Genomic DNA, 13,737 nt, shown 5'->3' with positions numbered 1-13,737 from the left:
GAAAGCCCCTCTTCCGAGGAGAATGCGCTCCTTGCAGTAAGGGATATCGTGGATTCGGTAGACCTCTCGCAGCGATTACTGCACTCAACGTACGCTCACGTATCATGCAAGTCGAAAATTTGATGGAGACACGCTTTGAAAGCTGTGGACGCGAACCTGCTGGAGCTGTTGAAGAAGGCTGATCGTTTCGTCGTACCGATTTACCAGCGCGTGTACTCCTGGGGCGAGGCAGAGTGCGGACAGCTCTGGACCGACATCACGCGCGCCGGCGCCCGGGACGGGCTCAGCAGTCACTTCACTGGCTCGATCGTCTACATCGAGCGAGGTCAGGGTACCCGAACATCGAGCGAGCCTGACCTCCTCATCGATGGGCAGCAGCGTGTGACGACGGTGACGTTGCTGCTCGCGGCCCTTGCTGCTCGTCTGGATGAGCTACCCGAGGAGGAGCGGGAGCCGGTGGCGGGGTTCGCTCCACAGAAGATCCGCGGACTCTACTTGACGAACCAGTTCGAGTCGGGGGACGGTTTCTTCAAGCTGATCCTGTCGCAGCGAGACAAGGAGGCGCTGAAGGCTGTCATCCGAGACGCGCCGCTACCGGCCTCGGATTCCCGGGTGATCAGCAACTACCTATATTTCGTGGACCTTCTGCGTGCAGCTACAACCGACGTCATCGTCGACGTGTGCCGTGGCCTGGCCAAGCTCGTCGTGGTCGACGTTAAGCTGACCCGGGGCACCGATGATCCGCAGCTCGTCTTCGAGTCGATGAACGCAACGGGCAAGAAGTTGTCCCAGGCTGATCTGATCCGGAACTTCGTGCTGATGGATCTGACGCCCTCTAGGCAGGAGCGTCTCTACGAGGACTACTGGTTCCCGATGGAGCGGCAGTTCCAGGGAGCCGACGAGGGCCGGTTCGACGAGTTCGTACGTCACTTCCTCACCGTGAAAACCCTCGCGATCCCGCGCATTGACGAGATCTACGACGCGTTCAAAAGCTACGCCTTCGACCAGGAGCGGAACGGGACCACCCGCGATCAGCTGGTAACTGACCTGAGCCACCATGCCGGCTGGTTCGCTGCCATGGCGCTCGGCGCGGAGACGAACCTGGCTCTGGCAAAGCGCTTTCGCGAGCTCGACCAGCTGGCCACGGTCGCCTACCCCTTCCAGCTGCGTCTGTACGCGGACTACGTTGCCGGCGTTCTCGACAGTCGAGCGTTCGTTGAGATCCTCGACGCGATCATCGCGTACCTGTTCCGCCGCGCCGTATGCCGGATCCCCACGAACAGCTTGAACAAGACCTTCGCGACCCTCGCCTCCGCCATCGACACGGAACACTACGTCGAGAGCGTCTGCAGCCGTCTCCTGACACTCCCGGACTATCGGCGATTCCCCACGAACGAGGAGTTCGAGGAGGCCCTGAAAACCTCGGACATGTATCACCTGAAGCGGCGCGGCTACTTCTTCCGCGAGATGGAGAACCACGGCCGGAAGGAAGAAGTCTCCACAGCGGAGTACACCATCGAGCACATCATGCCCCAGCACGTCACCCGCGCCTGGCAGCAGGAGCTCGGCGCCGACTGGGAAGCCGTACACGACCGCTACCTCCACACGCTCGGGAACCTGACGCTTACCGGCTACAACCCGGAGTACTCAGACCGCCCGTTCCACGAGAAGCGAGACATGCAAGGCGGTTTCCGCGACAGCCCCCTCCGCCTCAACAAGGGACTCGGCCAGATCGAAGAATGGGGGGCAGCCCACATCGAGCAACGCGCCGCCTCCCTCGCCGCGCAAGCAGCCACAATCTGGGCGACTCCTGCGCTAGAGGAGCCGGTACTCGCCCAGTACCGAGAGCGGTTCAGCGACTCGCGCCGATTTGATTGGTCTCAAGCTCATTCCATCCTCGATGCTCTCCCCGCCGGGCGCTGGACGAGCTACAACAACCTCGCCGAAGCGGTTGGGACCGGTGCGCAAGCCATGGCAGGGCACCTTGCTGCATGCAGCAGGTGCGTGAACGCCTATCGAGTGCTGACCTGGGACGGCACCATTGCTGAAGAATTCCGCTGGCCCGACGCCGGAGACAAGCGCGACCCCGCAGACGTGCTCACCAACGAGGGGCTCGCCCTCATGAGAGGACGGGCTGACCCTGAGCAACAAATCTCCGCCGAGGAGCTACTCGCACTCATCGGAGAGGACGAGCGGTAGCACCTTCGCTGGCTCCTGAATCAGCGCTGCATGCGCCGTCTCGCGGGCAACGCCATGCCGGCGAGACAGCTCCCGGATCGAGAGCTCCTCCACGCGAGCATCACGTCGGATTCATGCATACAGATCCACCTTGGACTCCATACCTGCCTTCCATCGCTGACGCCACAGGGTCAGATGATCAACGGTGCCGGTGGTCGTGAATTAGACCGTCACGACTCCCCGGCAAGGCCCAAGGTAGTAGTCGATCAAGCCGTCCTAGTGGACTCCGCTCAAGCTGTCAAAGACACAGATGATGGTGCTTGGGCTCGTGGAGGTGCTGATTGATCCGCCGAGGAAGGCGCCGAGGGACATCGCTGTGTAGGACACGATCTTGACGGCGGCGTTCGTGCGACCGAGTGTCTCGGGTGGTGTGACCGTTTGCCGGACCGAGATGTTCTTGATGTTGAATAGGCCCGGCCCGACGACGACGAGAAAGCTCCCCGCTGCGAGGAGGAGGGCTGAAGTGATCGGTACTCCGACCAGCCACATTCCTGCGACGACCGCTGGAAACCGCCCTGTCATGACCACCAGGCTCGGAAGCGGTCGCGATCAGGCCTTCGAGCCCGAGGGCTTGTTGTCGGCGCGCGCGTCGATGACGACGATCGACTTCTCGCCGCGGAGATCCAACTCTTTCAGGACGGCATCGACCCTCGCGACGTCCGCCTCCGTGTAACAGACGATCATCTTGACCGAGGTGCGCGTGCTGTTCGCCTTCTCGTAGACCTCGACCTGGTTCTGGAGATTCCGCTTCAGTTGGCTGTTGCTGGCGAGCTTGATCTCGATCAGCGATTTGTTGACGGCCCCTTTGCTCACTTTGAAGTCCACGGGACCCCGGCCATTGTTGACCTCGCGGTTCACGTCGAACTCGCTGCCGAAGAAGATGAGGCCGAAGAAGAGCTGGACTTCCTTCTCCGTGGCGAGAGGGCGTTCCCGGCCGGGCTTGTTGAGGAGCCGGTAGCCGTCTTGGTTCTCGACGTACTGCTTGAAGCCGTTGGCGCGGATCAGCGCCTCGTCGTAGCTATTGACCGGCGTCAAGTATAGCGAAGTATTGGCGCGGATGTCTTCGACGACCTTCTGCACCATCTGCACGAGGATCTCGAAGACCTCCTGCCGCCGTCGCGCGCTGAGGCCGACTGCCTGCTCCCCGGTGTTCTCCTTCTGGCGGATGTAGTAGTCGATGACCTCGGGGAACTGGAGGATCGCCGCTGCCGCCAGGTCCGAGTACTCTTTCTTCGTAGGGTTGTCACTCAGCTTCTTGAAGAGGTAGTTGTTGACCTGCGCGCGAAGCTGGTCGTCTTCGATGGCGTCGGGGATGCTGCTGAACTCGCGCACAAGGTCAGAGCGACTGATCCATGTGTCGTCCTTGGTGAGCATGTCGGCCGGGGTGAGCAGGACGTAGTCCCCGCCGAGCGCGGGCAGTTCGTACTGGCGCGACTCCCAGTTCTCGGTCTCGTAGTTGAAGACCGCTCGGGCGACCGAGAACGTGCCACGCCGGTCCTCCGACAGATGCGCCTGCGCGAACGCCTGGGTGTACTCCAGTAGATAGCGCTTGATGAGGTTCGTGGTGAAGTCGCTGATGTTGTCGCGTCCGACGCCCTCTTTGATGAGCGCGAGCTTCTCCAGGTGGGCACCTTTAGTGATCGACTCCGAACCGAACCCCTTCAGGATCGAGCCAAGGGAGCTGTGGAGCGCGCGGGCGAAGTCCTTGCCGAGTCCGCTCCCCGAGTTGCCGAGGACGGTGAACCCGAGCCAGTTCTGCTTCACCTCCTGGAACATGTACCAGGACTTGATCAGCCCCGGATCGAGATCGGGGGCGGCCCGGTCGCGGAGGAATATGAGGTAGCGGATCATTCCGTCGTGTAGATCGCGGTACTCCTGCTTCTTGCTGTTGAAGAGCAGGAAGGGGTCGACGAAGAGAGGCAAATCGGAGGCGAGGCTCACGTCGAACGCGCCGTAGTCCTCCAGCACCTTCGGCGATACCCCGAAGTGCTGAGAGAAATACAGCTCGATGACCATCCGGCCTACGCTCCTACAAGCTGCAGCAGGTCATCGTAACTGCGGACGACGTCGTATTTGATGCCGGGGGTGCCCGCGACCTCGTTGAGCCTCTTGAAGAGCTTCTTGGCGCAATCGATCTTCGCCTTCTCTGCGGGGCGGAGCTCGAGCGAGGAGAGCGAGCCCTTCGTCTCGGCGACGAAATAGACGTGCTTGACCGTGCCTTGTTTCAAGGCAATCGCCCAGTCTGGGTTGTAGTCATTGAGCGGAGTCGGGATCTTGAAGCCGCGCGGGAGCTTCGTATAGACGACGACCTCCTCGCTTACGTCGAGGGCCGCACCGAATGCGCGCTCGACCTCGGAGTCATCGATGACGTACTCGTAGACGTTCCGGTTCGGCGTGTGCACGGCCTTCGCGAGATCTTGCCCTGTCTGCGCCTCCGTGAAGAGCGATAGGTCATAACGGTCGTCGAGGATATCGTACTCGATGTCGGCCACGACCGTCGCGATCTTCTGCTCGTTGATCAGGCGAGATGCCTCCGTGATGAACTGCTCCGGGTTCTGGCGGAACATTTCGAAGGTCGACGGCATGATGCCAGAAAGGATCATGGAGCAGCTTCGCCGTGTGAGGTGCGTCTTCTCCGAGATCTCGCCGAGCAGGTCATACGAGACGGTCGAGTTCGCGCTCAGCGACGACTCCTCGGTCTTCGTCCGCGAGACCTTGAAGCTCTCCCCGGTCGTCAAATGCTCGACCTCGATCACGTCACGCTGGACGCCCTGGACGACGACGTACTGCAAGCGCGCGACATGCAGTGAGGAATCCAGGACCCAGACACAGTTGTCAATCAGCTGCTGCGAGTCGAAGTTGACCTGGTAGATGGCGCGCCGGTTGATCCGGTCCCATAGGTCTAGGAACTCGCGCTTGGAGAAGTTCGTCTCGTTCCTCGGGATCGTCTTCGTCTTTCGACCGTCGTCGACCTTAGGTGCCTGCACGTTGAGTGAGTCGATCAGCTCGGCGACCTGGTAGAGATACGGCTGGAGCGCGTCGGGTAGGGGCGGGATCTCCGGGGGGCCTGCCCTCCCGACCCACTTCTCCGCGAGCTGGTCGTCGAGGTCGACGAAGTCATGCTTCTGCAGCCAACGCTGGAGCTGCTTCGACTCCTCTTCGGAGATCTTGTGCTCAGTTCCAGCTGCGCCATCGCGGAGCACCGCGCCGACGAAGAATTCCGGCTCCGCCTTTCGCGGCCTCGCACTGAGCAGACCGAGGGTCTCCTTCTGGAATCCTGCGACGAAATCGACGTATGACTCCTCGGTCACGACAGTCAGGACGTTGATCTCGTGAACAGTCATGGGATTGTCGGCGCGGTCGCCGTGCTGGTCGACGGCGAGGCGAAGCCCTCGTCCAACTTCCTGCCTACGGGAATCGCTGGCCGTCGCTTTCTTGAGGAAACCGAGGGTGAATACATTCGGGTTGTCCCAGCCCTCGCGGAGCGCGGAGTGGCTGAAGATGAACCGTAGTGGGAAGTCCGGATCAAGCAGCTTCTCCTTGTCGCGAAGGATCGCGTCGTATGCTTCCGCATCCTTCGAGACGCCCTGCCGCTCGTCTGACGCATCCGAGCTGTCGCTGTCGATCCAGCGCCCGCTCTTGTCCTTGGAAAAATAGCCGTTGTGGATGTCCCCGACGGTGTCGCGCTCGAGGAACGCGCGGTATAGGCCGGACGATTCGTCGAGGTCGAGTTCGCCAAGTTTCTCCCCCTTGAGTGCCTCGTACTCTTCCTCGAACATTCGGGCGTAGTCGCCCATTCGGTCCGGTCGCTCGTAATCGCGGTACTTCGCGACCTCGTCGATGAAGAAGAGGGAGAGCGCCTTGATCCCGAGCCTGAAGAGCTGGCGTTCCTTGTCGAAGTGGGCGCGGATGACTTCCCGGATCTGCAGTCGGCGCTTCTGCTCAACGGTCACGTCGTTGGTGACCTGGCCTACCTGAAGTGCCTGGCCGTCGATCAAGGTCACGGTGTTCGCGATCGCGTCGACGTCGTCGACCACGAGACCGTTGTATGCCTCGATACCGCCGGAAATGTCGTGCAGCCGGTCGCCCTTCTTGAGCTTGACCGTCTTGCGCGTGATGCCGCCACCGCGGGCCTGGACTTCCAGCTCGACGCGCGCCTTTGGGAAGTCGGCGCCCTTACCGAGCTCCATGCCATCGACGTAGAGGTACGCGCTGCTGCCGACGAGACCTTTGACGCTGATGCCGCGCGCGGCGATCTTCTTGACGAGCTTCTTGTTGTAGGCGTCGAGAGCATCGAGACGATGCACCTTATTGTGCTCGATGGCGTGGGTCGCTGAATAGCGAAGCGCGAAGAGTGCGTTGAAATGCCCGAGAGCCTTCAGCGTCTCGCTCGGCCGGTTCGGGTTGCTGCCGAGGCGCTGCGGCTCGTCGATGATGAGGATCGGCCGGTTCGCTGCGATGACGTCTATTGGACGGCGAGACTTGAAGCCGTCGAGGACCTTGAACATCCTGAGGCCCGACGCCTTGCCCTTCTGGTCGGTGTCGCCGGTGGCCTTCTTCGCATCCCGGTTGAAGTTCTGCGCGTTGATGATCATGACCTGGATGCCCGCATCGGAGGCGAAAGTCTCGACGTCTTCCAGGTGGTCAGAGTCATAGACGAAGGCGCGGGCCTGCGTCCGATACTCGGCGAGGAAGTGGTCAGCGGTGATCTCGAAAGACTTCTTGACGCCTTCGCGGATGGCGACGCTCGGGACGACGACGATGAACTTCGACCAGCCAAACTGCCGGTGCAACTCCATGATCGTCTTGGTGTAGACGTAGGTTTTGCCGGTGCCGGTCTCCATCTCGACGTCGAGGTTGAGACCCGCGGCAGGGCTCGTCATGACGCTAGGTGAGAGGGGCAGCCCCCGCGTGCGACGCTGCACTGCGTGAATGTTCTCAAGTACCTCCGCCTGACTCAGTACGACTTCGGTGTTGCGAAGACCGGGTCCGAGTTCCTTCGGCGGCTCGGGCGGCGCGGACGTGAGTCCGGCGAGCATCGACGCCGCGTTCGGGTCCGACGCTGGCGTACTGTCGATCTTGCCGGGGTCGATCTTGTACTTCACGCCATCGGCATACGGCTGCCGGCGCACCGCACGGAAGCAGTCGATCACGGCATCGACCGCGGCCGTCTGATACTCCTGGACCTTGAACTGGAGCTTCATCGGCTCACAGGACCTTGAAGTCGGTGTCGCGCGAAAGCTCCTGAAAGATCTGCTTCGCGTTGATGCGCGCAGAGTCCGATGCGAACGCGGAGTCCTTGAAGATAGCCTTCAAAGGCTGCCGCTTCGCGACCTCCCGCACGAGCGCATCATCGACTGCGTCATCCAGGCACGCGATGAGTGCAGTGACCTCCGGGTCCACTACCAGGGCCTCATGACCGTTGACCTGTTCGACGGTGACCGGCGCTGACAGTTCGAGCCCGTAGCTCATGAGCACCTCAAAGAGGATGTCCTCGCTCGTGCGATCGGCCCTGAAGGTCTCGACGAGCCCCGCAAGCTGAGTCTGATCGGTCCTGTCCGGAGTCGCCGACACCGGCACGTAGTTGCTCGTGGCGATCGTGAAGGCTCGGAAACCGACGTCGCCGTTCCAGCTGGAGGGCTTCCGGTCGCGAAGGATAGCCGTGCCAGCATTGGCGATTCGGATCTTGGTCAGCTCAGCGATCGTCAGCGGTTTGCCGAGCTTCTCCAGTAGCCGGATGGCGTTCTGGATCGTGGTCTTCGCTGCCCCAGTCGCAGTCTTTAGATTGTCTTCGAGTGACTCCGGGAGCTGCACAAGCACGACCGGACAGTTCAGACCCGTTCGAGCGCAAAGCTCGAAGACGGCCTCGGCGGTCGTGCCGGAGCCGGCGAAGAAGTCGAGGACGATCCCGTCGTGACCATTGAGCACGTACTCGAACAGCCGTGACAGCGCCTCATGATCCTTGGGGTTGTTGAAGACCTTCGCACCCATGAGGGCCCGAAGGTGCTTCACCGACACCTGCGACTGCTTGTAGAAGTACGTTCCTCTGACCTGTGTCGCGAGCTCCGCCTCGTCTTCGGTCTCTTCGGCCTCGTCGTCCTCGACATCAACCGTCTCATCCGCGACGGGACGCAAATGTGCCTTTCGGAACGGCGATGCGGTCGGGTCGTCCTCGCGAAATGCGACCAGCCCGAGCTTGATCTGACGCTTCATTTCGTCAGGACTGCTGTAGCGCCAGCCAGCCTCGGGTACTTTCACCGCCTGACCTGTGGCCGGGTTAACGACGTCGTAGGTCGGCCCGTTCCCACCCGGCCAAGAGATGTCTCGGTCACGCCACGGACCGTTCGCATCGACCCGCTTGTAGCGCGCCCACTTCTTCGACGGGTCGGTGCGCGGCAACGCCGTGAACCAGGCAGAGAGGTCCTTCTCGATGGCGGAATCGTCCGCACCGTGCATCTCGCGGAGACGGAGGTACTCGTCCCAGATCTCCCGCGCGCCCGGCTTCTCCTCTCGCCACTTCGTCTTCTGCTCGCGCAGGTATAACTGCGACTTTGCGTAGACCATGACGTACTCGTGCCCGGTAGAAAAGAATTTCGCGTCGTTTTTGCGCCCCTTCTCCCATACGAGCTGCGCGATGAAGTTCTGCTCGCCGAAGACCTCGTCCATGAGCCGGCGCAACGACGCCTGCTCGGCGTCGCCGATGCTGACGAGGATGACGCCGTCCTGCGCGAGGAACCGCTTTGCGAGCCGGAGGCGCGGATAGACCATGCTGAGCCAGTCGGAGTGGAAGCGACCGTTCGCGCTCGTGTTCGCGACGAGCTTTTCGCCCGTGTCGTTCACCTGCCCGGACTTCCAGAGGTATTCCTGCTTCGAGGACGCGAAGTCATCATGGTAAACGAGGTCGCTCCCGGTGTTGTAGGGCGGATCGATGTAGATCAGCCGCACCTTGCCGAGATACGACTCCTGGACGAGCTTCAGCGCCTCGAGGTTATCCCCTTCGATGAAGAGGTTCCTCGTGGTGTCGAAGTCGACCGAGTCCGAACGATTCGGCCGGAGCGTCTTCGCCGTGGGGGTGTTCGAGAGGAACTCCGCCTCGAGCTTGCCCGGCCAGTCGATCTGATACACCTCCTTGCCCTCCACCACGTAGTCGTCCAGCTCCTGGCGGAGCGCCTCGAAGTCGACGCGGTGGATCAGTTCACCGTCCGCGTCGCGCGCCTCCTTCACGACGTTCGGGAAGAGGGCCGCAATCGCCTCGACGTTCTTCCTTGTGGCGTCGACCGACTGCAGTTCCAGCTTCTCCGGCATTTCCATCGGGTTCCTCTTGGTGCGCTCATACCAGTGCCGCGAGTGCGGCCTGACTGTCCTTCAGTGCTCGCCGCAGCTCTACCTTGCGGTTGAGCTGCGGCTCGGTGCGGAGCTTACGCTCCAGTGCAGCGATCTCGCGCTGGAACTTCTTGGCCCGTTGCATTCTCTCGGTGGCAGCCGACACGGACTCGCCGCGGCGTGACGCGACGGGGAGCAGCGGGGCCAGCAGCGCCTCGTAGAGGGTAGCCAAGTCGATGGCGGTCGGCAGCGGAGTGCGGGCGGTATCGAGCGGAAGCCACGCGGTCGTGAAAAAGGAACCGACCTTCGGGGTCGCGCCGCCAAGCGTCTTGTGCGCTGCGACCATGCGCACGACATCGCCTCTCAACACCTCGAAGAGGATCGGGAAGTGGACCGCCTTGTCGATGGCGGTCAACACGTCGTCGCCGACATCGCCGCCCTTCGTCTCGACGGTGAAGACCTGGATCTCCGGCACCGCTTTGGTGCCTTTCAGCGGGATTGTTGATTCGGCGAGTTTGTAGGCCCAGGTGACGCGCTGGATGTCCTCGATAAATCTCTCGCGCAGCGCGGTGCGCACGTTGCCGTGCTCGAAGAACTTCGTCTTAGGCACGACGCGGCCGAACTTTGCGGCCTGGGGCCAGCGGTACAGGACGGGTTCAGTCATCGGCCGGCTCCTCGACGATAGCGAGGAAGGCAATCAGCTCGAAGTCGTCGAGCCCGGCGATGGTCTGCACGAGCGCGGTGGTGTGGCCGGGGCTAAAGAGGCTGTCGACATCGCGTTCCTCTGTCACGTCGATCATGGAGCGGATCGCCTCGGTGAGCAGAGCGCTGTACTTGCCCATCTCCGCGCCGTCGCGGGTGGCCGCGTTGAAGACCCGGCACACCTCCCAGGCGGGCTCGTCGTGGTTGCGGGATCCGGCTCGGATGAGGTCAAGGAGGTACTTCACCTCAGTGTGATCGGCGATAACGTTGCCCTCGTCGTCGAGGTAGACGAGGTAATACGGGTGCAGGCGGTTGCCGCGGTGCAGCAAGTCGTCGGCGTTGATGTTCCGGAGTGCGAACAGTGCACCTGGCTTGAGCCCCTTCTCGCGATTGGCCGGCACGACGGCGTGCAGGCCCTTGGGCGTGCCTGCCAGGTCACCATACTCCTTGGTGTACCCGAGCAGGTCCATGCGGAAATCGTTGAGCCCGAGGTCGGTGATGGAGATACCGGTACGTACGTCCTCCAGCTCGATGACCTCGTCCTGGAGCTTGCGGAGCTGCTCCTTGCGGAATGCGGCATCGCTCGACTCGTGAGTGAGCACGTTGTCATCGGCGGTCGCGGCGAGGTCGGCGATGATCATGCGGTTTTCGACGCGCTCTTTGAGGTTGATGTAGTCGTCGAGGGAGATGTCGGGCCAGAAGTTCACGAGCTGGATGCGCTCGTTCGTTGATCCGATCCGGTCGATGCGGCCGAAGCGCTGAATGATCCTGACCGGGTTCCAGTGGATGTCGTAGTTGACGACGTAGTCGCAGTCCTGGAGGTTCTGGCCCTCAGAAATACAGTCCGTGCCGATGAGCACGTCGACTTCGTTCGACTCCTTGGGCATCACGAGATGGCGCTGCTTCGAGCGCGGGGAAAACAGGGTAAGAGCCTGCTGGTAACCGAAGCCTTTGCCGAGTGTCGTGCTCGGGTTGCCCTGGCCAGTGACCAGCGCCGACTCGTAGCCGCGATGCTTCAGCGCTGGACTGAGCTCCCGGTAGAGGTAGGAGGCTGTGTCAGCGAAGGCCGAGAAGATCAGCACCTTGCGGTTGCCGGGGTTGATCGGCTCGGCGAACTTCGCCTCGATCAGTTCCTTAAGGATGCGCAGCTTCAGGTCGTGCTCGGGGGTGATCGCTTCGACCGAGGCGAGGAGTCGAGAGATGACGAGCCCGTCGTGGGAGAGATCCCGGTTCCAGGACTCGACATCCATGTCTGCGAGGTCGATCTGCACCTTCTTGCCGACGGTACCGCTCGTGGGGAACTCGAAACCGTCGTCGTCGGCATCCAGGTCGGCCAGGCTCGATGCGACGTCTGTGACCGCGCTGGCGTGGTTATCGATCGCCTCCAGCGCCTCCGCGACGGTCATCTCCAGACGGTTGAGCGTGAGGCGGAATGCCTCCACGCTGCTCTCCAACCGTTTCAGGAGGTTGACGGTCATCAGCTTCTGGATGCCTTTTTCGCGGTTCACTGCACCGAGGTTCGCGACCGAGCCGCCCGCGACGTTGTGGCCCCCGCCGATGTTGCCATAGAGCAGCTCGTACTTGTCGGTCCGGCTTGGGAAGACGTAGGCGAGCGGCGCGTAGACCGCGAGCGTGAGCGACTGGAGCTGGTCGAAGATCTCATTGAACGTCGGAGCCTCCGGCAGATCGGTCAGCGGCGCGTGCACCGACTTCGGCGGCTGCCGTTCCGGGAATGCACCGATGTCGGAGGTATCATAGAACGCCTGGATGTGCTTGCGCGAGCGCGCGATTGTCACCGAGTCGAGCAGCTCGAAGAAGTCGAAATCTAGGCGCGACAGGATCGCTTCTGCTGTGCGATCCTCGCGCGGCAAGTCCGACCACTCGTTGAAGGCGCGCTGCGCCTGACGGAAAACCTCTTCCACCGTCGTGGAGATATTGAGCTTCGCGGCAAGCTGTGCGGAGTCTCCCTCGTAGGCCAGCGCGAGCTGGTTACGTAGGTCGTTAAAACGATTGTTCACGGGTGTCGCCGACAGCATCAGTACCTTCGTCTTCACGCCCTCGCGGATCACCTTGCGCATCAGGCGCTGATACCGCGTCTCCTTTTCGGTCGTGAAGTCCGCGTTGCGGAAGTTGTGGGACTCGTCGATGACCACGAGGTCGTAGTTGCCCCAGTTTACCCGGTCGAGCGGGATGCCAAGTGACTCCCCCGACTCGCGCGAGAGGTCAGTGTGGGCCAGCACGTCGTAGTTGAAGCGATCCTGCGAGAAGATGTTCGTCGTCAGATTTGCGTTGTAGTTTGTCCAGTTCTCGGTAAGCTTCTTCGGCGCAAGCACAAGCACTGACTTGTTGCGTAGCTCGTAGTACTTGATGACGGCGAGCGCGGTGAATGTCTTCCCCAGACCGACCGAGTCGGCGAGGATGCAGCCGTTGTAGGTCTCCAGCTTATTGATGACGCCCGTCGCGGCGTCCTTCTGGAAGTTGTAGAGCGCGTTCCAGATCTCGGTGCCCTGGTAGCCGGTCAGGTCGTTCGGCAGCACGTCCTCGCAGATGTCGTCGAGGAACTCGGAGAAGAGGTTGTAAAGAATCAGAAAGTACACCCGCTGCGGCGAGTTTTCCGCGTAGACGCTCGCAATGTGGTCATGGACCGTATGCGTCACGTCGTCGAGCTGCTCCGAGTTGTGCCAGATCTGGTCGAAGAGCTGCACGAACTGGCGAGTCTCGCTCGGGCCCTCGAACTTGGTGACGTAGTTCGACGTCGCCGGCCCGCGCTCGTAGCCGAGGTCCGCGGTTGTGAAGCCCTGGATTGGGAAGTATGCCGCCGCACCATCCACAGCAGCGAGCGGCTGCATTGGGGAACCCGTCCGGTTCGAGCGGAAGGTGACCTTTTCGCGCACCCACTCGGCGCACTCGCGGGCGATGGCCCGCTGCAGGAGCTTGTTCCGTAGGCGGATCTCGAACTCAGAACCGTACAGGGTCGACTCCGAGCCACGACCGTGCCGTACCTCGAACTGACGACGCTCCGGCAAGGGCCTGTCGGTCGCCTTCACGGTGTTGAATGACGGAGCGGTGAAGATGAACTCCAGCTCCTTGATCTGCGACAGCTCGCGCTTGAGCGCCTCGAACGCGAAGATCGAGAACGTCGAGGCGGCGATGCGCAGCTTGGAACCGGGTCTGACCTCTGCCCTCATGTCGTCGCCGAGCAGCTCGTTGACATTGTCGATGATGCGCACTTAGTCCCTCCGCGTCGAGCCCAGGATGTCAGAGTCCGAAGCGCTCTCGCGCCGTACCCACTCATCGACTTCGGAGACCTGGAACTTCCAGAGCCGCCCGAATTTGTGGGCGGGCATCCCCTTGCCGGCGATCCAGGCGTATACGGTGTCTTTGGTGATGCCGAGATGGCCAGCGATGTCGTCGGCCGACAGCCAGGGCCCTGCCATCGACTTCCCCTTCCGCTTATCCAGCATTTCCATCCAG

The 13,737-nt window shown here is 61.9% G+C and carries 8 protein-coding genes; 1 reads left to right on the top strand and 7 read right to left on the bottom strand.

All coding sequences use genetic code 11. The features are described 5' to 3' along the window. The first annotated feature begins 144 nt into the window (after window positions 1–144). Complete coding sequence (locus C5C71_RS02220) at window positions 145–2,199, top strand: DUF262 domain-containing protein (RefSeq protein WP_181065630.1); 2,055 nt, start codon at window positions 145–147, stop codon at window positions 2,197–2,199. Between the two features lie 255 nt (window positions 2,200–2,454). On the opposite strand, the gene C5C71_RS02215 is transcribed toward C5C71_RS02220, so the two are convergent. The 7 genes from C5C71_RS02215 to C5C71_RS18105 are packed head-to-tail and all read right to left on the bottom strand — an operon-like array spanning window position 2,455 to window position 13,700. Continuing rightward, window positions 2,455–2,760, bottom strand: a complete 306-nt coding sequence (locus tag C5C71_RS02215) for an MFS transporter (protein ID WP_146084410.1) — start codon at window positions 2,758–2,760, stop codon at window positions 2,455–2,457. Between the two features lie 27 nt (window positions 2,761–2,787). Continuing rightward, complete coding sequence (locus C5C71_RS02210) at window positions 2,788–4,254, bottom strand: hypothetical protein (RefSeq protein ID WP_219814141.1); 1,467 nt, start codon at window positions 4,252–4,254, stop codon at window positions 2,788–2,790. 5 nt (window positions 4,255–4,259) lie between these two features. Beyond that, window positions 4,260–7,442, bottom strand: coding sequence for a DEAD/DEAH box helicase family protein (locus C5C71_RS02205; protein WP_104337076.1), 3,183 nt, complete (start codon window positions 7,440–7,442; stop codon window positions 4,260–4,262). A 4-nt stretch (window positions 7,443–7,446) separates the two neighbouring features. After that, complete coding sequence (locus C5C71_RS02200; protein WP_104337118.1) at window positions 7,447–9,543, bottom strand: site-specific DNA-methyltransferase; 2,097 nt, start codon at window positions 9,541–9,543, stop codon at window positions 7,447–7,449. Window positions 9,544–9,568: 25 nt separating this feature from the next. After that, the gene (locus C5C71_RS02195) at window positions 9,569–10,225 is read right to left on the bottom strand and encodes a DUF4391 domain-containing protein (protein WP_104337075.1); all 657 of its coding nucleotides are present in this window, start codon (window positions 10,223–10,225) and stop codon (window positions 9,569–9,571) included. Beyond that, window positions 10,218–13,493, bottom strand: a complete 3,276-nt coding sequence (locus C5C71_RS02190; protein WP_104337074.1) for a helicase-related protein — start codon at window positions 13,491–13,493, stop codon at window positions 10,218–10,220. The genes C5C71_RS02195 and C5C71_RS02190 overlap by 8 nt, the downstream gene beginning before the upstream one ends. Further along, window positions 13,494–13,700 (bottom strand): helix-turn-helix domain-containing protein, encoded by a 207-nt coding sequence (locus tag C5C71_RS18105; protein ID WP_104337117.1) that lies wholly within the window; start codon window positions 13,698–13,700, stop codon window positions 13,494–13,496. It lies immediately after the preceding gene. Window positions 13,701–13,737 lie beyond the last annotated feature (37 nt).

The organism is Rathayibacter sp. AY1C1 (assembly GCF_002932105.1).
GTDB lineage: Bacteria > Actinomycetota > Actinomycetes > Actinomycetales > Microbacteriaceae > Rathayibacter.
This window is presented reverse-complemented; position numbering and strand designations above follow the sequence as displayed.

What these genes read in the sequence shown, in the direction of transcription:
- C5C71_RS02215 (WP_146084410.1), bottom strand. Translation starts at nt 2,760, where the DNA reads ATGACAGGGCGGTTTCCAGCGGTCGTCGCAGGAATGTGGCTGGTCGGA.
- C5C71_RS02210 (WP_219814141.1), bottom strand. Translation starts at nt 4,254, where the DNA reads ATGGTCATCGAGCTGTATTTCTCTCAGCACTTCGGGGTATCGCCGAAG.
- C5C71_RS02205 (WP_104337076.1), bottom strand. Translation starts at nt 7,442, where the DNA reads ATGAAGCTCCAGTTCAAGGTCCAGGAGTATCAGACGGCCGCGGTCGAT.
- C5C71_RS02200 (WP_104337118.1), bottom strand. Translation starts at nt 9,543, where the DNA reads ATGCCGGAGAAGCTGGAACTGCAGTCGGTCGACGCCACAAGGAAGAAC.
- C5C71_RS02195 (WP_104337075.1), bottom strand. Translation starts at nt 10,225, where the DNA reads ATGACTGAACCCGTCCTGTACCGCTGGCCCCAGGCCGCAAAGTTCGGC.
- C5C71_RS18105 (WP_104337117.1), bottom strand. Translation starts at nt 13,700, where the DNA reads ATGGCAGGGCCCTGGCTGTCGGCCGACGACATCGCTGGCCATCTCGGC.